Here is a 19,603-nt window from a genome sequence, read left to right as displayed (position 1 = left end):
CGATGACCTATTGTGTGGCCATGTGTTTAGAAGATGGGCTGGTTTTTGCCTCTGACTCCCGCACCAACGCGGGAGTGGACCATATCGCAACCTTTAAAAAGCTCCATGTCTTTGCCAAAGACGGTGAACGGGTGATGGTGCTGCAATCCGCCGGCAATCTGGCCACCACCCAGAGTGTGATAAGCCTGCTGACGACGCGGATGGCGACGCAGCAGGAGCCGCATCTGATGCAGGTCAGTTCGCTGTATGACGCGGCGATGCTGATCGGCAAAACGTTGCAGGAGGTGATTCAGCGAGACAGCAGCAACCAGCAGAACTGCGGCAATACCAACTTCAACTGCAACCTGCTGCTGGGCGGGCAAATTGCCGGAGAAACCCATCGCCTGTTTCATATTTACCCGGAAGGTAACTTTATCGAAGCGTCGAGCGATACGCCTTATTTTCAGATTGGCGAGAGCAAGTACGGCAAACCTATTATCGACCGGGTATTAAGCCGTGAGACCTCGCTCGAGCAGGCGATGTGCTGCGCCCTGATCTCGATTGACTCCACGTTGCGCAGTAATCTCTCCGTCGGCCTGCCGCTGGACACGCTGCTGTATCGCAGCGACAGCCTCAGCAGCGGCGAGCAGCACCGTATCACCGACAAAGATCCCTACTTCAATACCATTCGCAAAGCGTGGTCCGAAGGGCTGCAAAACACCTTTCTGACGCTGCCGCCGTTTGGCGCCGGCAATCAGGGATAGGGCGCTCGGCGGTGGAGAAAACGGTGGCTGATGCCACCGCCGTGGTCAGAGGGTCTGTCCCAGTCGCTCGCCGCTGGCTGCGTCGAACAGGTGTATTTTCTCGCGCTTTACCATCAGCGCTAACGGTTGGTCTACCCGGGCGTCGATGCGTCCGGCGACCTGCACGTGGATCGGAAAGCCCTGCCACTCCAGATGGAGCAGCGTGGATTCGCCGGTGACCTCCATAATCTTGACGTTCCCCGGCGTCCCGTCGGCAGCTGGCTGGATATCTTGTGGGCGCAGGCCAACAATAACCGGCGCGTTAGCCTGGTGTTCAGCGGCCTGATACCAGCTTTCAGGCAGCGCAATCCACAGTTCACCGCACTGCACGCCGGGCTGGCCATGTTGCAGGCGAATCGTGCCCTCGAGCAGATTCATCGGCGGGGAGCCGATAAACCGCGCCACGAAGGTATTGCAGGGGCGATCGTAGATCTCCAGAGGGGCGCCGCGTTGGACGATATGACCGTCGCGCATCACCACGATCTGGTCGGCGAGGGTCATCGCCTCCACTTGATCGTGGGTGACGTAAATCATGGTGGTGTTGAAGCGCTGATGCAGGGATTTGATTTCCGCTCTCAGCTCCATGCGCAGCTGGGCATCGAGGTTGGAAAGCGGTTCATCGAACAGAAACACCTGCGGGTTTCGTACCATTGCGCGTCCCATTGCCACACGCTGGCGCTGGCCGCCGGAGAGCGCACGCGGATACCGGGCGAGCAGCTTGTCGATACCTAACAGGCTGGCGATATGCTGAATTTTGCTTTTCTGCGTGGCCTTATCGACGTTTTTGACCTGCATGTGAAAGGCAAGGTTTTCGGCCACTGTCAGGTGGGGATAAAGAGCATAGCTCTGAAAAACCATGGCAACATCGCGGTCCGCAGGGTCGAGGTCGTTGATGGGGCGGTTATTCATCAAAATGCTTCCGGCGGACAGGCTGTCCAGACCGGCTAAAAGACGCAGCAGCGTCGATTTTCCACAGCCGGAGGGCCCCACCAGCACGGTGAAACTGCCGTCCGGGATGGTCAGATCCAGCGGATGCAGCACCGTTTGTTTGCCATACTGCTTCGCAACGTTTACCAGTTCAACGCTGGCCATAGGCGTTCTCCTCAAGATGGTGTTGCAGAGTCTGCCAGTCGGGATACTGACGGGGTGATGAACTGATGGCGCAGGCGGCGACGGCATTGCCCCAACGTAAAGCCTGTGATGGCGGTTTAGCGCATAACAGCCCGGCAAGAAAACCGGCATTGAAGCTGTCCCCGGCGCCGATAGTGTCGATGACAGCCACCGCTTTTACCGGCGCGTGATGGCCGTGGGTTGCTGTCCACCACCAGGCGCCATCGGCGCCGCATTTGACGATACAGCCTCCCCGGCCGCTCAACCGACTTGCCAGCGCCTGGGCCGCCGTCGGCAGCTCGGTCATATCAGCAAGGCCAAGGGTTTCGACCTCATTGAGCAGCAGCCAGTCGCAATCTGCCAGCCAGCGGTTCGTTGCCTCGCGTAGTGCGCTATCCCAGTTGTGCGGCGGCCAGCCGGTATCGACCGCCACCTGAAAACCGCGCTCGTGCAGGGCTGCGAGCAGGCGGGGATAGTCTGCGAGCAAGGTGGTGCATAAAAACGTGCCGCAGAGCAACACAATATCGCCAGGGGTTGCCTGATCTGGCAGCTGTGTCAGCACATCGTCGGCAGATAACCGGGTGATATGACCGTAGTTGCTGAGGAACGATCGTTCTTTATCCGGGTGGGTCACCGCCACCGTCAGCGAGGTTTCGCAGGCATACTGTGGCCAGCGCTCTGCGCTGCCGGGAAACTGGGCCGCCAGCCAGGCGGTAAAGGCATCGTCTCCCTGACAGCCGACGGTACAATGGGGGATCTGCATCGCCGCTGCAGCCAGCGCACAGTTACCTGCTGAGCCGCCAGGGCGCAGCGCGCTCTGTTCCAGCATCACTTCAGTGCCCGGCGTCGGCCACTGTCCGAGGGTGCCCATAATTAAGTCAATATTGTAATTCCCTGCGATATAGAGCACAGGTGCGGTGAGCTGTTGCATAGTTATCCTTTACTTCCACCGTTAGTGAGGCCGCTGACCAGCGTTTTTTGTAACCAGATGGCGATAAACAGAGGCGGGACCGAAGCCAGAATACCGACGGCAGCAACCAGCCCGTCATCGGTGGCCCGACCGGCGGTAAAGCCGGCAATGGTGACCGGGAGGGTCTGGGCGGCAATGTTGCTGGTAAACAGTAGCGAGTAGAAAAACTCGTCCCATGCCAGCAGCCAGCCGAACAGCGCCGAGGCGCCGAGCATCGGTTTTGCCAACGGAATCGTGATCCGCAGCAGCACCTGCCAGACCCGTAGCCCGTCAAGCCGCGCCGCCTGTTCAATATCCTGCGGTAAGGCGTCGAACTGGTTTTTCACCATCCAGGTGAGGAACGGCATAATCAGCGAACAGTAGACCAGTACCAGCCCGCTACGGGTATTCAGCAGCCCGAAATGTTCGAGAATAAAGTACAGCGGCAGCACAAAGGCCACCGGCGGTACCATGTAGATACCGAGTCCGGCATACAGCCAGCCGTCGCGGCCGGGATAGCGCGAGAAGCTAAACGCGGCGGGCACCGCCAGCAGTAGCGAAACCAGCGTCGCCCCGGCGGCTACTAACAGGCTGTTACGCAGGGCCGGAAGAAACAGCGCGCCAGGTTCCCCGGGCTGGAGCGACAACAATCTGGCATAGCGGCTGAAGTCCCACTGGCGGGGGAGCCACTCCAGCGGCACCCGGGTCAGATCCGCTGTGGCGCTGACGCTCATCAAAAACAACCACCCCATCGGAGCCAGAATCGACAGGGCAACCAGCAATGCTGCCAGATAGCGCAACAGGGTACGAAGTTTACGCTTCATCATCAGCACTCCGGCGACGCTGACGGAGCAGCATAAACAGATACAGGGCGATCAGCAGCGCGCACATCAGGGTCATCAGAATGGCGTAGGCTGCGCCGCTGCCGGCCCGCAGATAGCTGAAGGACTCCTGATAGACGAAGAAGCTCAGCGTGCGGGTACTGTCCAGCGGTCCACCGCGGGTCATGACATAAATGATATCGAATACCTTAAACGCATCGATGGTGCGCAGAATGAGGGCCACGCCGAGCGGCGCAGCAATCGCCGGCAAGGTGATGGCACGAAAACGACGCCACGATTTGGCACCGTCAAGACGCGCCGCCTCGTACAGATCCTCAGGAATAGACTGCAGCGCAGCCAGCACCAGCAACGTGACCAGCGGATAGTTTTTCCAGATATCCGCCAGCATCACCGCGTTCAGGGCCGAATCCGGCGATCCCAACCAACTGCGATAGCCGTCGATAATCCCCAGTTGGGTCAGCAGGGCATTAATACTGCCGTAGTCCGGGTTGAAGTTCAGTCGCCACATCATCGCGTTGACGATAGTCGGCAACGCCCAGGGCAAAATAACCAGCACCCGCAGGATATTGCGCCCGACAAATGGCTGATTGAGCAACAGCGCCACCAGTACGCCGATGACACCTTCAATGGCGACAGAGACCACGGTGAAATAGAGCGTGCGGGCAAAGGCGGCACGAAAATCCGGGTCGGTTAACGCATACAGATAGTTATCCAGCCAGACGTAATTCGTCGCATCGCCATTGCCCACCAGCGCGGTGTCGGTAAAACTCAGCCACAGGGTGCGCGCCAGTGGCCAGGCGGTTAGCAGAAACATCACGATCAGCATGGGTGCCAGAAGCACCCATGCCTGACGATGCTCGCGTTGTTGCAGGCTCAGCATCAACACTCCTTAACGCAGGCGCGCCGCGCTTTGATCGACGGCTTGCATGGCGGCATCCGGCGCAGTCTTACCTTGCAGTACGGCCTGGAGCTGCTGCTGCAAGGTGTTAGAGAGCCGCGAGTAGTCTGCCGTTTCCGGGCGCGAGAGCATGACGTTCAGTGATTTATCCGCCGCGGCGAGCAGGCTCTCCTGGCCTTTGGCAACGGCCGGGTCCTGATAGGAGGATTTCCACACCGGCAGGCTCAGTTTGGCGTATTTATCCTGTACCGGCTGGGAGGTCAGATACTGAATATATTGCCACGCCTGTTGCGGATGCTGGCTGGCTTTGGCGATACCTAAGCCCATCGAACCATTTACCGCGCCCGGTTTATCCGGCGTATCGCCTGGTGCCGGAATAATACCAACGTCGCCCGCGACCTTACTCTGTTTCGGATCGTTGGCCATGTTGTACATATAGGTCCAGTTCAGTGCGAACGCCGCGTCACCGTTGGAGAAGGCCTTACGCACATCTTCTTCCAGGTATTCGCGAGAAGCCGGGTTACTCAACCCGTCATCCAGCGAACTTTTCATCAGCGTGACCGCTTTCAACGAGGCCGGGGTGGAGAAATCGAGCTTGCCGTTTTGATAGAACTGCCCGCCAAACCCGGAGACCAGCGTGGTGTAGTCGCACACCAGCGCTTCAGCCTGTGACCAGCTCCACACCAACGGGTATTTCACGATACCTTTGTCTTTGATGATTTTGGCATCATCCAGTACCTGTTGCCAGGTGGTGGGTACCTGCTTGATGCCGGCTTTTTCCAGCATGGCTTTGTTGTAATACAGATATTTGGTATCGAGGATCCACGGCATTCCGAGCGTTTTGCCTTTGTAGACCACGGTATTCATTGCGCCGGGGAAAACTTTTTGCCGCTCCTCGGCGGGAATGCGCGCAGAGACATCCTGCAGCAGATCGAAATGGCTGAATTCGGCAGGCCAGATAGCATCGAACAGCACCACGTCGTAGCCATTCGCACCGGCGCCGCGTGCGGCGACGATTTTGTCATGCAGTGCTTCGTACGGGACAAACTCGAGGTTGATTTTAATATCCGGGTTTTGTTTTTCGAAGTCGGCGGTCATCGCACGAATGTCGTTTTCGCTGTACGCCGCCTGGGTCATAAACAGGGCGTTAACCTGAGTCGCGGCTGCTGCCGCACTCCCGCTGATGACTAGCATCGCCAACAGACCGGCTTTAACCCGAAATGCGCTGTGGTGGTTCATGTTGCTCTCCGCTGTACTGAAAAGAGGAATATGATTTATTAAATCAATTTGATTGATTTAATCGGGGCGACAATACGGCATCAACATCATTGCTGGCCCTTAGGCTAAGCGTAGCAAAGCTTATGCCACCCGAAAGGCCGGTTGAGAATCTCGTTGCGGGAATTGTGACGCTGGCTAAAATTGCAGCATGATGCGACAGGAAGGAACGAAATGAAAACCTCGGGAACGAACCTTGAACATGCGCGTGTTCATAACCGCCGGGTGGTGATTGAAGCTGTGCGCCTGCACGGAACATTAACCCGGGCGGAACTGGCGCGATTAACCGCGCTGACGCCGCAAACTGTCTCCAATATTGTCGCTGAGCTGCAGCAAATGGCGATCCTCACCAGCCATGAACCGCGGCGGCCGGTCGGCCGTGGGCAACCGGCAGTACCGGTGAGCCTCAACCCTGCCAGCGCCTGGTCGATCGGGATTCATCTCGATCATCAGACGCTGATTATTGTGCTGGTCGATCTGACCGGCGAAGTGCATTTTCGCCGGCTCATCCTGGTGCAAAAGCCCCAACCTGGTGCCACCTTTGCCCGCATAGAGGAGGTGCTGCAGGAGATGAAAACGCTGCCCGGGCTTGAATGGAGCAGGGTGCTGGGCATTGGAGTGGTGATGCCGGGGCCGTTTGGTGTGGAAGGGATTTCTTCAACCGGGCCAACTACGCTCAATGGCTGGGAGGGCGTCGATGTGGCGGCAGAACTGGCGCGCATAAGCGGCCTGCCGGTAACGCTGGAGAACGACGCGACGGTGGCGGCCATCGGCGAGCGTTTTCACGGGGTGGCCCGCCAGCTTAACTCCTTCGTCTATCTGTATATCGGTACCGGTCTGGGGGCCGGGATTTTTACCGACGGCCACATCTATACCGGGCATGCACATAACGCCGGGGAGGTCGGGCACATTGTGGTACATCCGGGCGGGCGCCCCTGTTACTGCGGTAACGAAGGGTGTCTGGAGCGTTATGTTTCACTGCAGGCCGCCTATGAATTTTGCGGGCTCGATCCTTACCGGGCTCTGCCCGAGGACCTGCTGGCGGTAGACGCTGCGCGGTTCGATCGCTGGATTGACACGGCGCTGCCTTCGCTGCGTCAAGCTATCAATCTGCTGGAGTGCGTGTTCGATGCCGAAACGGTGGTGGTGGGAGGCATGATGCCCGCGCCGCTGCTGGAGAAAGTGCTGGCTCGTTTGCCACCGCTGTATCAGTCGGTACGCGGGCGTTATCTTCCAGCGATGCGCGTCAAAATGGGGATGACGGGGACCGATACCGCCGCCCTCGGTGCAGCCGCGCTACCGATTTTTGACGAGTTTAACCCTCAGTTTCAGGCCCTGATGAAGTAGGTCCGCGTGTCCCGGATAACGCGGGCCACGTCGGGCAATTCGGGCGGTGGAACCTGGTGACATACTGTGCGTATCACACGACGTGTCTGGCACCTGATATTCCGTTTCTGGAAAAGCTAAGTGATTTAAATTCTTTGTTATTTTCTTTGATTTCTCACATCGTCGGGGGGTAAAAGTCACGCACAAAGAGTCCCGGTAGTCATGACAAAAAAAACGTCGATGTATCTGCATCCACAGCAACGTGCGCTTCTCCACCAGCTGTCCCGTGGCTGGCTATGGCGCAGTGAATTACCCACCTGGTTATTAATTATTGTGGTCTACGGCGGCTGGTTTATGACCCTGGCGTACTGGCAGACGCTGGGGATTTTCCCGGCGACGGTGCTGCTTATCTGGTTTACCGCCTGGTATATGTCGCTACAGCATGAGCTGATTCACGGTCATCCCACCAACCGGGCGTGGTGTAATCAACTGCTGGGCACGTTGCCGCTGGCAGTGTGGTATCCCTATGGCCTTTATCGGGATTCCCATCTGGCACATCACCATAACGATCGCCTGACGTTGCCGGTAGACGACCCCGAATCCTACTATTTTACCGACGAGAGCTGGCGGCGTTTCTCGCCCTGGCAGCGTAAGGTGATTCATCTGCGCAATACCTTTATTGGCCGGCTGCTGCTGGCCCCGCTGTTGGATATCGGGCAGACGCTCGCCAGCGCGGTGAACGCGTTTCGCTATCGGCAAGGCAAAGCGATGGCGATGTGGCTGATTCACGTCGGATTGCTGGCCGGCCTGCTGACGTGGATCGCGCACTGTGGTTTTTCGCCACTCTATTTTGTGGTTGCGGTCAGCTATCCGGCGCTGGCACTGACCAAAATTCGTTCCTTCCTCGAGCACCGGGCCGCAGATGACCCGCTGGCCCGCTCAGTCATCAACGAGGCAGGCCTGTTGTGGCGCGTGCTGTTTCTTAATCTGAACTATCACTCTGTCCATCATGATCTGCCCGGTGTTCCGTGGTACGGTTTGCGAAAAATCTACCTGCTTGAACGCGAGCGCTACCAGCAGCGTAACCAGGGATTTCTGGTGCGCGGTTATGGGGAATGGCTGCGCGCCTTTCTCTTCAATGCGGTGGATGTCAATGCGCATCCCGGCGTCAGAAACAGTCAGCAAGACGGGGAAAACGATGCACCATAGTGTGGACTTACCGATGTATGCCATTCACCTACAGGAGAATCAGGCGCTGGAGGCGGCGGTACGAGAACTTCTGCTGACCAGAGGCATCGCCACGAGCCTGGCGTCAATCTCAACAGATTTACTCTCCCGATGGTGCCAACCGGATCTGTTGCTAAGCCAGACCTGCGGCTATCCGCTGGTGACTCTGCTGCCTGACGTGCAGACGGTGGGGTGCTTTCACTACTCGGCGCCCGGTTGCGAAGGGATCGAATACCGTAGTCTGCTGGTAACGCGTGCGGCGGATAGCGCACGGCAACTGGCCGATTTTTACGGACGGCGGGCGGTCTGTAATTCCCCCGATTCGCAGTCTGGCTACAATGTGCTGCTGAAGATGGTCGCGCCGCTTGCCCGCCGCGGGCATTTTTTTGGCGACGTCATTTTCAGCGGCAGTCATCGGCAATCACTTGTCGATTTGCAACAAGGCGTGGGGGATATTGCCGCCATTGATTGCATTAGCTGGGCGCTGTTGGCCCGTCATGAACCCGCGGTACTGGAGGGGTTGTGCGTAATTGACCACAGTCCACTGGCGCCAGGGCTACCGCTTATCACCGGGCCGCGCACGTCAGCGGAGACCCTGGCGGGGTTGAGATCGGCGTTGCAACAGCTGGTCAGCGACCCGCAGTATCGTGAGCGCTGCAACGCGCAGTTTATCTGTGGGTTTAGCCCGTTGACCCGGGCGCCGTATACCCGGCTGCTGGCGTGGCGGGAAGAGGCGCGACTGAAAGGGGTAACCCAATTGTAAGTGGCCGGAGAAGCGGGCTTCTCCGGCATTGGGATTAGCGCGCATCTGCCGGTGGTGGGTGATGGGCAAAGCGGTTTTCCGCTGGCGGTAAGCCCAGCTTTTCCCGTAGCGTACCCGGCGGATAGCTCGTTCTCATAACGCCGCTGTGTTGCAGAATCGGCACAACCTGCTCGACAAAACGATCGAAATCCCCCGGTAATAACGGGAACATCAGATTAAACCCATCGGCAGCACCGGCGCGCCAGGTCTCGGTCAGCGCGCTGGCGATCTCCTCCGCACTGCCAATCAACAGCCAGCTATCGGAGCTTTGCAGCAGTAAACGACCCAGTTCCAGGATGGTCAGTGACGGATCGTAATGGCGGATCAGCCGCAACGCGGTGCGGATCCCGTCGAAGGTCTCTTCGTCCGGCAGCGGCGGTAGCGGCTGGTCGACCGCGTGGTTCGAGAGATCCATGCGCAGGTATGAAGAGAGCAGATCGATAGCCATGCGATCGCTCATCAGACGGTTGTTAAGCTGCTGGCGCTCCGTTTTTTCCGCATCAGAATTTACCACCACCGGCAGCACGCCTGCGATGATCTTAAAATGCGCCGGATCACGTCCTTTAGCCCGCAACCGTTGATTCATCTCCTCGCGATAGCTCAGCCCCTCTTCGATGGACTGAATAAACACGAAGTGCATATCTGACCACGTCGCCGCCAGATCTTTCCCCGCTTCTGATGATCCCGCCTGCACCAGTACCGGATGGCCCTGCGGTGGACGCGGCAGGTTCAGCGGCCCGCGAACGCTAAAATACTCACCGCGATGATCGAGATGATGTACTTTTTGTTTATCGGCAAACAGGCCGCTCGCTTTGTTGTACAGCACCGCATCCTGCTCCCATGAGTCCCAAAGCCGGGTGACGACATCAATAAATTCACCGGCTCGTCGATAGCGGTTGCCGTGCTGTGGCAACTGGTCGAGACCAAAGTTGGCGGCTTCTTCCTCAAGCCACGAGGTGACGACGTTCCAGCTCGCCCGGCCCTTGCTCAGAAAATCGAGTGACGCAAAATAACGAGCAAGGTTATAGGGTTCGCTATAGGAGGTGGACGCCGTGCCCATCAGGCCAATATGTTCGGTGACGGCCGCCAGCGCACTGAGTAATGTAATGGGCTCGAGGCGCGCGTTGGCGTAATGGGTCAGGCCGCTGGGCACCTTATCCCAGATAGCAATATGGTCGGCAACAAAAATGGCATCTAACGTGGCCGCCTCGGCTTTTTTAGCCAGCCCGACATAGTAGTCCAGGCTGAAAATTTCTGTTGTCGGGGCTTGTGGGTGGCGCCAGGAGAAGCGGTAATCGCCCTGGGGATTAAAGAAGAACAGGTTCAAAATGATATGATCTTTAGACATCGTCATGCTCTTTTGCTGATAGCCACTCCCTGGCCGTGATGATTAGTGGCCTGGCAGATTGGCATTAACCCACTGTTCGGCAACGGTTGCCGGGTCTTTGTGCTGCAAATCAACCTGTTGGTTCAGCGCGATCAGCGCCGCATTATCAAGCCGGGAGGAGACCTGATTAAGAATGCTACTGACGTTGGTGGAAAGGCTGGCTTTGCGCACCAGCGGCACGACGTTCTGGCTGGGCTGCTCATGCTTGTCATCGGCTAATACCACCCAATCTTCTTTTGCCAGGTTACCTTGGGTCGAGACAACCGTGGCAACATCGATCTTGCCGGAATTCAGCGCCAGGCGGGTCAAGGGGCCCCCCATATCAAGCGACTTCACCGCCTTAAACTCCAGGCCGTAGACCCGTTTAAGTCCCGGAAGCCCGAGGGCACGGACCGCCAGCTCCGGCGGTCCGCCGATAGTTAGCTGATGGGCAATTGGTTGAAGATCGGACAAGGTCGTCAGGTTGTATTTCTTCGCCGTCTCAGCGCGTACCGCCCAGGCGGTAATCGATGTGGCCGGAGAGGGGGTGAGTAGCGTGAAGTCGGCAGGCAATACCTTCGCCAGTTCGGCGCTGACATCACTCTGGCTGGTGGCCTGGGTTTTCCCGTCATAATAGTTGAGCAGGGCGCCGAGATATTCCGGCACGATATCGATTTCACCGCTCTTTAATGCGGGCAGGATGATTTCGCGGTTGCCAAGATTCAGTCGTGTTTTTACCTCAATATTATTTTTCTTGAGCGCGCTGGCATATATATTCGCGAGAATAGAACTCTCCGTGAAATTAGCGCCCCCGATGGTGACGCTTTCTGCCAGAGTACTGAAACTAAGACTCAGTAATCCCGCGGTAAGAATCGATAAGCGCCACCGGCGGGTGTTAACAGAAAACCCTAATATATGCTTCATAATGCCTCTTTATATGCAGATGATTGGTGGAGTCAGGGCCTATTCTATTAGGCTCTTAATGCTCGGCTACGAGCGTGGTACGGCGATATTTTCGGGTGAAACAGGAAAAACATAATTCACTGCCGATAGCCAGCAGCGAGACCACCAGCGACCCGGCAATAACCTGCGGGAAATCGCGTTGCCCAAGCCCGTCAATCAGGAAACGACCCAGGCCGCCAAGGCCAGCATAGGCGGCGACAACGGCGGTGGCGATAAGCTGGACCAGCGCGGTACGTATCCCGGCGATAATCAGCGGTGCGGCCAGCGGGATGCGCAGCTGCCACAGGCTTTGCCATGGCGTCATTCCCAACGCGGTGGCGGCATCGCAGAGCGGGCGGTCGGCATGATAAATACCGACCCAGGCATTGGTCAGGATCGGCGGGATCGACATCGCCACCAGCGCCGCAAAAACCGGAATATCATTAAAGCCAAACACAATAATGCATAATAAAATGAGACCTAATGATGGGATGGCACGACCAATATTAAACAGATTAATAACGATAAACGCCCCTTTGCGCCAATAACCGAGCGCAATACCCAGCGGCAGGGCAATGGCCGATGACAGCGTTATGCTAATCAGGACATAATAAAGATGCTCACGTAGGCGCAGTAATATGCCCGTATCGCCGAGCCAGTGTTCGGGTTGGGAAAGCCAGCGGAGGGTCGCCAGTAATATATCCATTAGCGTGTCCAGGGCGTGAGCCAATAGCCGACATGGGCTATCAGGGAGTCCAGTAAAAATGACAGCATGAGGCTTAATACCACGCTGGCAATAATAGGCGTCAGAAAATCCTGATTAAATCCTGCCAGCAGCAGTTGCCCCAGCCCGCCCTGGCCAATCAGGGCGGTCACGGTCACCAGTCCGACCAGTGTCACCGAGGCAATCCGCAGCCCGGCAAACAGCGAGGGCACCAGCAGGTGCAGCTCAATATCAATAAAACGATACCCGCGGGTGTAGCCGAGCGCGCGGGCTGATTCCAGCACGGCGACGGGCAGCTTTTCGATGCCGGCAATGACGTTACGTAACAGGATCAACAGCGAGTAAACCGTTAAACCAATGACTGACGTCGTGAGCGACAAGCCGGTAAAAGGTAATAAGAGAATAAATAACGCCAGCGATGGGATCGTAAAAATAACTCCGCAAAGATAAATCAACGGTTGCGTGGTGATTGGCCAGCGTAGCGTGAGCACCATGAATGCGCCCGTTAACAAGGTGCCAAATAACAGCGAGATGCCGACCAGCTGCGTATGCTGCCATAGCAGCTCGCCAATCAGGATTTTGTTGGCATAAATCCACGACCAGTCAATCATAGCGGCGAATCTCCACGTCGCCGTCCAGCACATTGCGCAGCAGAATATGCGAGATACTGCCCTGGTACTGCCCGTTGCTATCTACGTGGACCAGCACGCCGCCTGGCGCATCCAGCAGGGCGCTGTAGGCAAAACGCAAAGAGTTCAGGGCCGAAAGCGGCTGGGCTATCGGCAACGTAATGCGCTTATCGGGATCAAACCAGTGCAGAGGACGATGCTGTTGATCCAGCACCAGCCGCAGCGGGCTGGCGACCGTTGGGTGTGCACTGGCAATCGGTGACAAACCTTCATCCAGCAGCGGCACATCGTGTCGCGGTAGCTGACCGACCTGGAGCATCCCGAGGCGCTTAAGATTCGGTTCGGGACCAATAAAACGCTGCACAAACTCGCTGGCCGGGTGTGCCAGAATCTGCTCTGGCGTATCGCACTGCGCCAGCACGCCACCCTCCTGGAAAATAGCGATTTTATCGCCCAGGCGGATGGCCTCATTAATGTCGTGTGTGACCACCACAATGGTCTTATGCAGGCGTTGCTGTAGCAGCAACAGTTCATCCTGCAAGCGTTCGCGCACCACCGGGTCAATGGCGGCAAAGGGTTCGTCCATCAACAGAATCGACGGGTCGGCAGCTAACGCCCGGGCGATGGCTACACGTCCCTGTTGCCCGCCAGAGAGTTGGTGTGGATAGCGTGTCAACAGATGACGATCCAGCGACATCAGGTCGACCAGTTCATCAATACGTGCGCGAATGTGTGATTTGTGCCAGCCAAGTAATCGCGGGACCGTAGCGATATTTTGTGCCGCCGTCCGGTGGGGAAAGAGGGCGGCGCTTTGCATCACAAAGCCAATGTTACGGCGGACCTGAATAATATCAGCCAGCGCGATGTTCACCCCCTGCACATACACGTTGCCGGAATCCGGTTTATCGAGCTGATTAATCATGCGCAGTATTGTCGTTTTGCCACAGCCGCTGGGGCCGACGAAAGTACAGAGTTCACCGCTATTAATAACCAGGTTAAGGCCGCGTATTGCCGCATGTGCGCTGCCCGAATAGGTCTTGTGAATATTTTCTAATCTGATCATCTGGTGTTGTAACACTCTGAATTTATAGGTGGTTTGTGGCTTTCATCGCGGAGTTGACACCTTACAAACTACCGAGAGGTTTCAGGCAGGGCAAATACGTTATTTGCATTTGCATAGTCGGAATCTGAACAATTCTTGAAGCGAAGGAATGCGGGTTGATCTGGTATAAAGCCAATAGCGATATTTTTGTCCTGCCGCCCTGCGCGAATGGCCGCACGACGGTCATTTTTCTCTCTGCCAGACCGGCCAGCCGAATATCGATTTGCTAAATTGTGATAAGCAGCACAAATGGCTGTCATGGTTTTGTTTGATCGCATGAAAAATTGCATTTGATTTTAATCAAAAAATTACCTGCTGCATTATGGCCATAATGCAGAGATAAAAATGTTAAGTAAATGCTGGGTTATTGTGTCTTAAATATTGCGTGATAATGAATAAAATAGTTTTTTACAAACAACCGGGGGTAAAAAGTGTGACCCCTTACAGTTTTTAAACTCTGTTTGCTGTTATTTGTCATAATATTTTATTAATTACATTAACAGTTTAATGACGACGGCGACGAATAATTATACGGCTAATGGTTAAATATCAGTCTTAATACCCACGAAAACAGATTAAAAATTAACCTTTGTTATCACCATAAAATATTTTTATCCCCGCATATATTCTTGATAAAAGTCATGTCGGAATGGACTTTAATGATGTTAATTTATTGATTTATATGCTTTTATTGTCATAGATTGTGAGCTGTAAAATACGTGAAGGGGGCGTTTGTGAGTGTTCTCACATAACCATCGGATCGCCATTTGGTACACTTCACCGCGTCGAGAAAATAATGGAAGCAGGTTGCTATGAATACGATTACTCTGCCAAAAACACAGCATCTGGTGGTTTTCCAGGAAGTCATCAGAAGTGGCTCCATCGGCTCAGCAGCAAAAGAATTAGGATTAACGCAACCTGCCGTCAGTAAGATAATTAATGATATCGAAGCCTATTTCGGGACCGAATTAGTGGTGCGAAAAAATACCGGCGTCACCTTGACCAATACCGGACAAGTGCTGCTGTCGTGGTCTGAATCGATCACCCGTGAAATGAAAAATATGGTCAATGAGATGCACAGCATGACCTGCAACACGGTGGTCGATGTCTCTTTCGGTTTTCCGTCGCTGATTGGCTTCACCTTTATGTCTGACATGATCCATAAGTTCAAAAAGGTGTTTCCTAAAGCTCAGGTCTCAATGTACGAAGCGCAACTCTCCTCGTTTCTCCCGGCGATCCGCGACGGCCGTCTCGACTTCGCCATCGGTACGTTGAGCGACGAAATGAAACTACACGACCTCCATGTGGAACCGTTGTTTGAATCCGAGTTTGTGCTGGTGGCCAATAAGTCCCGAACATGCAGCGGCACCACCACGCTGGCGTCGTTGCAGGACGAACAGTGGGTGTTGCCGCAAACCAATATGGGTTACTACAGTGAACTCCTCACCACCCTCCAGCGCAGCGGCATCAACAGTGAAAACATCGTTAAAACCGACTCGGTCGTCACCATTTATAATCTTGTTCTCAATGCTGATTTCCTGACGGTCATTCCCTGCGATATGACCACACCGTTTGGCTCCAGTCAGTTTATTACCATTCCGATTAGCGAAGCATTACCGGTTGCCCGTTATGCCGCAATCTGGTCGAAGAATTATCGTATAAAAAATGCCGCCTCGGTGTTGGTGGAATTAGCAAAAGAGTATTCGGCATTTACTGGCTGTAGGAAGAGACAATTAATAACTGTTGATTAAATGAATTTTCTATTCTGATTATTAACATTCAGAACATCGGCTGATATTCAGTCGGTGGTTACGGTGAACTTTACGGTTAAATATTCGATCCATAATGGCGGAGGGGATTTCTACGCCGCAATTACGGGTTGAGCGTCATTTTTATTATTTTATACCAAGGTTAAGAGGCTCTAATGCACATTACATACGATCTCCCGGTTGCCATTGAAGATATCCTCGAAGCGAAAAAAAGACTGGCGGGTAAAATTTATAAAACAGGCATGCCGCGTTCTAATTATTTTAGCGAGCGTTGCAAAGGTGAAATATTCCTCAAATTTGAAAATATGCAGCGTACCGGCTCGTTTAAGATCCGCGGTGCATTTAACAAACTGAGTTCGCTCAGCGAAGCGGAAAAACGCAAGGGCGTAGTCGCCTGTTCTGCCGGCAATCATGCGCAGGGCGTATCGCTCTCCTGCGCCATGCTGGGCATTGATGGCAAGGTAGTGATGCCGAAAGGGGCGCCGAAATCGAAGGTTGCCGCCACCTGCGATTACTCGGCTGAAGTGATTCTCCACGGCGACAACTTCAATGACACCATCGCCAAAGTGAGTGAAATTGTCGAAATGGAAGGGCGTATTTTTATTCCGCCTTATGACGACCCGAAAGTCATTGCTGGTCAGGGCACCATCGGCCTGGAAATAATGGAAGACCTGTATGACGTCGACAACGTTATTGTACCCATCGGCGGCGGCGGTTTGATTGCCGGCATCGCGGTGGCGATTAAATCCATTAACCCCACCATTCGTATTATTGGCGTGCAGTCGGAAAACGTCCACGGGATGGCCGCCTCTTATTATGCTGGCGCAATTACGTCGCATCGGAATACCGGCACATTAGCCGACGGCTGCGATGTTTCACGCCCTGGCAATCTGACCTACGAAATCGTCCGCGAGCTGGTCGACGATATTGTGCTGGTCAGTGAAGATGAAATTCGCAACAGCATGATTGCCTTAATTCAGCGCAATAAAGTGATTACTGAAGGCGCCGGCGCCCTGGCCTGCGCAGCATTATTGAGCGGGAAGTTAGATAGCTATATCCAGAACCGTAAAACGGTCAGCATTATTTCTGGTGGCAATATCGACCTTTCACGTGTTTCGCAAATTACTGGTTTATACCCTAAATAATTCGAGTTGCTTGTAGGCGGCAAGGCCGTAAATCCCCAGGAGCTTACTCAGGTAAGTGACTGGGGTGAACGGGTGCAGCCAACACCCAAGCAACTTGAAGGATGACGGGTTTAGTTGACGCTTAATCTTATGTGAGGACAGGATATGAGTACTACCGATAGCATTATATCCAGCGAGACAAGAGAATCATCGTGGCGTAAATCGGATACCACGTGGACCCTGGGCCTGTTCGGGACCGCCATCGGCGCCGGGGTGCTCTTCTTCCCCATTCGCGCCGGCTTTGGCGGCCTGATCCCCATCTTACTGATGCTGGTCTTAGCCTACCCGATTGCCTTTTATTGCCACCGGGCGCTGGCGCGCCTGTGTCTGTCCGGTTCGAACCCGTCCGGTAACATCACCGAGACGGTAGAAGAGCATTTTGGTAAGACCGGTGGGGTGGTGATCACGCTGCTGTACTTCTTCGCCATCTGCCCGTTGCTGTGGATTTATGGCGTCACCATTACCAACACCTTTATGACCTTCTGGGAAAACCAGCTGCAGATGCCGGCGCTTAATCGTGGTCTTGTGGCGCTGTTCCTGCTGCTGCTGATGGCCTTTGTCATCTGGTTCGGCAAGGACCTGATGGTGAAAGTGATGAGCTTCCTGGTGTTCCCGTTTATCGCCAGTCTGGTACTGATTTCGCTGTCGCTGATCCCTTACTGGAACTCTGCGGTTATCGATCAGGTCAATCTCAGCGATATCGCCCTGACCGGTCACGATGGCATCCTGGTGACCGTATGGCTGGGGATCTCCATTATGGTCTTCTCCTTTAACTTCTCGCCAATTGTCTCCTCGTTCGTGGTCTCCAAACGCGAAGAGTATGAAAAGGAGTTTGGCCGCGACTACACCGAGCGTAAGTGTTCAAAAATCATCTCTCGCGCCAGTATGCTGATGGTTGCCGTGGTGATGTTCTTTGCCTTCAGTTGCCTCTTTACGCTGTCGCCGGAAAACATGGCGGACGCGAAAGCGCAGAACATCCCGGTGCTCTCTTACCTGGCAAACCACTTTGCCTCCATGACCGGCAGTAAATCGTCATTTGCCACGGTACTCGAGTACGGGGCGTCGATTATCGCGCTGGTGGCCATTTTCAAATCCTTCTTCGGCCACTATCTCGGCACCCTGGAAGGACTGAACGGCCTGGTACTGAAGTTCGGTTATAAGGGTGACAAAACCAAGGTCTCCACAAGCAAACTGAATACCATCAGCATGGTTTTCATTATGGGCTCCACCTGGGTGGTGGCTTATGCGAACCCCAATATCCTCGACCTGATTGAAGCGATGGGCGCGCCGATTATTGCCTCGCTGCTGTGCCTGTTACCAATGTATGCCATCCGTAAAGCACCGTCACTGGCGAAATACCGTGGCCGCCTCGATAACGTCTTCGTCACCGTCGTGGGTCTGCTGACCATTCTGAATATCGTCTACAAACTGTTTTAATTAAGCTCAGGATGAGCGGAGTCAATATATGAATGAATTCCCGGTAGTACTGGTCATTAACTGCGGATCGTCTTCAATTAAATTTTCAGTCCTTGATGCAATGAGCTGTGATGTTTTAATGGCCGGTATTGCCGATGGGATTAATTCTGAGAATGCATTTTTAGCCATTAATGACGGCGCGCCAGTTAAACTGGCGCAGCATAGCTACGAAGGCGCATTAAAGGCCATCGCCTTTGAACTAGAAAAACGTGAGTTAATCGACAGCGTGGCGTTAATTGGTCACCGTATTGCGCACGGCGGAAATATCTTTACGGAGTCGGTCATTATTACCGATGAGGTTATCGATAATATCCGCCGGGTATCGCCATTAGCCCCGCTGCATAATTACGCTAATCTCAGCGGTATTACGTCGGCGCAACACCTGTTCCCCGGCGTCAGACAGGTGGCCGTGTTTGATACCAGCTTCCACCAGACCCTGGCGCCGGAAGCTTATCTCTACGGGCTGCCGTGGAAATATTATGAGGAACTTGGCGTGCGCCGCTATGGGTTCCATGGGACCTCGCATCGCTATGTTGCTCAGCGCGCGCACGACCTGCTGGCACTGGATGAAGACGATTCCGGGCTGGTAATCGCCCATCTGGGTAATGGCGCCTCGGTTTGCGCCGTGCGCAACGGGCAAAGCGTCGATACCTCCATGGGGATGACGCCGCTGGAAGGGTTGATGATGGGCACCCGCAGCGGCGATGTCGACTTCGGCGCGCTGGCGTGGATTGCCAGCGAAACCCAGCAGACCCTGAGCGACCTCGAACGAGTGGTCAATAAGGAATCCGGGTTGCTGGGGATCTCCGGCCTTTCATCAGACCTGCGGGTGCTGGAGAAAGCCTGGCACGCGGGGCATGAACGCGCCCGGCTGGCGATTAAAACCTTTGTCCATCGCATCGCCCGCCATATTGCCGGACATGCGGCCTCGCTCCAGCGCCTGGACGCGATTATTTTCACCGGCGGTATCGGTGAGAACTCATTATTAATTCGCCGGCTGGTGATTGACCATTTAGCGGTACTGGGGGTGACCCTGGATGTGGAAATGAATAACCTGCCGAATTCCCGTGGTGAAAGAATTATTTCCGCACCAGACACCCGGGTCAGCTGCGCCGTTATTCCCACCAACGAAGAGAAAATGATTGCCCTCGATGCCATTCATTTAGGGGCAATTCACGCGCAAGTGGAATGTGCTTAATT

Annotated in this window: 18 protein-coding genes; 8 read left to right on the top strand and 10 right to left on the bottom strand. The window is 54.9% G+C overall.

Annotation, left to right across the window (positions count from 1 at the left end; translation table 11 throughout):
* Positions 1-2: 2 nt before the first annotated feature.
* A complete protein-coding gene (locus ACMYSO_RS04685; RefSeq protein WP_434584208.1) occupies positions 3-743 on the top strand; it encodes a peptidase in 741 nt (246 codons plus the stop codon).
* Positions 744-788: 45 nt separating this feature from the next.
* On the opposite strand, the gene ACMYSO_RS04680 is transcribed toward ACMYSO_RS04685, so the two are convergent.
* From ACMYSO_RS04680 to ACMYSO_RS04660, 5 genes are read right to left on the bottom strand one after another with little or no spacing between them, the layout of a single operon-like run.
* The gene (locus ACMYSO_RS04680; protein ID WP_434669525.1) at positions 789-1,874 is read right to left on the bottom strand and encodes an ABC transporter ATP-binding protein; all 1,086 of its coding nucleotides are present in this window, start codon (positions 1,872-1,874) and stop codon (positions 789-791) included.
* Positions 1,861-2,823 carry a carbohydrate kinase family protein gene (locus ACMYSO_RS04675; protein ID WP_434669524.1) on the bottom strand — a complete coding sequence of 321 codons (963 nt, stop codon included), beginning with the start codon at positions 2,821-2,823 and terminating at the stop codon, positions 1,861-1,863. Before ACMYSO_RS04675 ends, ACMYSO_RS04680 begins: the two co-directional genes overlap by 14 nt.
* Positions 2,824-2,825: 2 nt before the next feature.
* Entirely contained in the window at positions 2,826-3,665 is an 840-nt protein-coding gene (locus ACMYSO_RS04670; protein WP_434670736.1) for a carbohydrate ABC transporter permease, read from the bottom strand.
* Positions 3,655-4,563, bottom strand: coding sequence for a carbohydrate ABC transporter permease (locus tag ACMYSO_RS04665; protein WP_434669523.1), 909 nt, complete (start codon positions 4,561-4,563; stop codon positions 3,655-3,657). The genes ACMYSO_RS04670 and ACMYSO_RS04665 overlap by 11 nt, the downstream gene beginning before the upstream one ends.
* Before the next feature lie 9 nt (positions 4,564-4,572).
* Positions 4,573-5,820, bottom strand: coding sequence for an extracellular solute-binding protein (locus tag ACMYSO_RS04660; protein ID WP_434669522.1), 1,248 nt, complete (start codon positions 5,818-5,820; stop codon positions 4,573-4,575).
* A gap of 210 nt (positions 5,821-6,030) precedes the next feature.
* Between ACMYSO_RS04660 and ACMYSO_RS04655 the strand changes: the two genes are divergently transcribed.
* The 3 genes from ACMYSO_RS04655 to ACMYSO_RS04645 all read left to right on the top strand — a co-directional run bounded on the left by ACMYSO_RS04655 (position 6,031) and on the right by ACMYSO_RS04645 (position 9,172).
* Positions 6,031-7,203, top strand: coding sequence for an ROK family transcriptional regulator (locus ACMYSO_RS04655; protein WP_434669521.1), 1,173 nt, complete (start codon positions 6,031-6,033; stop codon positions 7,201-7,203).
* Between the two features lie 201 nt (positions 7,204-7,404).
* On the top strand, positions 7,405-8,391 hold the full coding sequence (locus ACMYSO_RS04650; RefSeq protein WP_434669520.1) for a fatty acid desaturase: 987 nt from the start codon (positions 7,405-7,407) through the stop codon (positions 8,389-8,391).
* A complete protein-coding gene (locus ACMYSO_RS04645; RefSeq protein WP_434669519.1) occupies positions 8,381-9,172 on the top strand; it encodes a phosphate/phosphite/phosphonate ABC transporter substrate-binding protein in 792 nt (263 codons plus the stop codon). Before ACMYSO_RS04650 ends, ACMYSO_RS04645 begins: the two co-directional genes overlap by 11 nt.
* Positions 9,173-9,206: 34 nt before the next feature.
* Here the strand turns inward: ACMYSO_RS04645 and ACMYSO_RS04640 are convergent, their stop codons facing one another.
* The 5 genes from ACMYSO_RS04640 to ACMYSO_RS04620 are packed head-to-tail and all read right to left on the bottom strand — an operon-like array spanning position 9,207 to position 13,935.
* Positions 9,207-10,559, bottom strand: a complete 1,353-nt coding sequence (locus tag ACMYSO_RS04640; protein WP_434669518.1) for an LLM class flavin-dependent oxidoreductase — start codon at positions 10,557-10,559, stop codon at positions 9,207-9,209.
* Positions 10,560-10,601: 42 nt separating this feature from the next.
* Positions 10,602-11,501 carry an ABC transporter substrate-binding protein gene (locus ACMYSO_RS04635; RefSeq protein WP_434669516.1) on the bottom strand — a complete coding sequence of 300 codons (900 nt, stop codon included), beginning with the start codon at positions 11,499-11,501 and terminating at the stop codon, positions 10,602-10,604.
* 55 nt (positions 11,502-11,556) lie between these two features.
* A complete protein-coding gene (locus tag ACMYSO_RS04630) occupies positions 11,557-12,225 on the bottom strand; it encodes an ABC transporter permease (RefSeq protein WP_434669514.1) in 669 nt (222 codons plus the stop codon).
* The gene (locus tag ACMYSO_RS04625) at positions 12,225-12,854 is read right to left on the bottom strand and encodes an ABC transporter permease (RefSeq protein WP_434669513.1); all 630 of its coding nucleotides are present in this window, start codon (positions 12,852-12,854) and stop codon (positions 12,225-12,227) included. Before ACMYSO_RS04625 ends, ACMYSO_RS04630 begins: the two co-directional genes overlap by 1 nt.
* The gene (locus ACMYSO_RS04620) at positions 12,847-13,935 is read right to left on the bottom strand and encodes an ABC transporter ATP-binding protein (protein ID WP_434669512.1); all 1,089 of its coding nucleotides are present in this window, start codon (positions 13,933-13,935) and stop codon (positions 12,847-12,849) included. Before ACMYSO_RS04620 ends, ACMYSO_RS04625 begins: the two co-directional genes overlap by 8 nt.
* Positions 13,936-14,786: 851 nt before the next feature.
* On the opposite strand from ACMYSO_RS04620, the gene tdcA reads away from it, so the two are divergent.
* From tdcA to tdcD, 4 genes are all read left to right on the top strand, one after another.
* Positions 14,787-15,725, top strand: coding sequence for a transcriptional regulator TdcA (gene tdcA / locus ACMYSO_RS04615; RefSeq protein ID WP_434584225.1), 939 nt, complete (start codon positions 14,787-14,789; stop codon positions 15,723-15,725).
* A 173-nt stretch (positions 15,726-15,898) separates the two neighbouring features.
* On the top strand, positions 15,899-16,888 hold the full coding sequence (gene tdcB / locus ACMYSO_RS04610) for a bifunctional threonine ammonia-lyase/L-serine ammonia-lyase TdcB (protein WP_123754816.1): 990 nt from the start codon (positions 15,899-15,901) through the stop codon (positions 16,886-16,888).
* A gap of 144 nt (positions 16,889-17,032) precedes the next feature.
* Positions 17,033-18,364, top strand: coding sequence for a threonine/serine transporter TdcC (tdcC, locus tag ACMYSO_RS04605; protein WP_123754815.1), 1,332 nt, complete (start codon positions 17,033-17,035; stop codon positions 18,362-18,364).
* A gap of 28 nt (positions 18,365-18,392) precedes the next feature.
* Positions 18,393-19,601, top strand: coding sequence for a propionate kinase (tdcD, locus tag ACMYSO_RS04600; protein ID WP_434669511.1), 1,209 nt, complete (start codon positions 18,393-18,395; stop codon positions 19,599-19,601).
* Positions 19,602-19,603 lie beyond the last annotated feature (2 nt).

Source organism: Klebsiella sp. B345, assembly GCF_051131735.1.
In the GTDB taxonomy this organism is placed as follows: Bacteria; Pseudomonadota; Gammaproteobacteria; order Enterobacterales; family Enterobacteriaceae; genus Klebsiella.
Note: the sequence above shows the minus strand (reverse complement) of the source record. Positions and strands in the feature narration are given on the sequence as shown.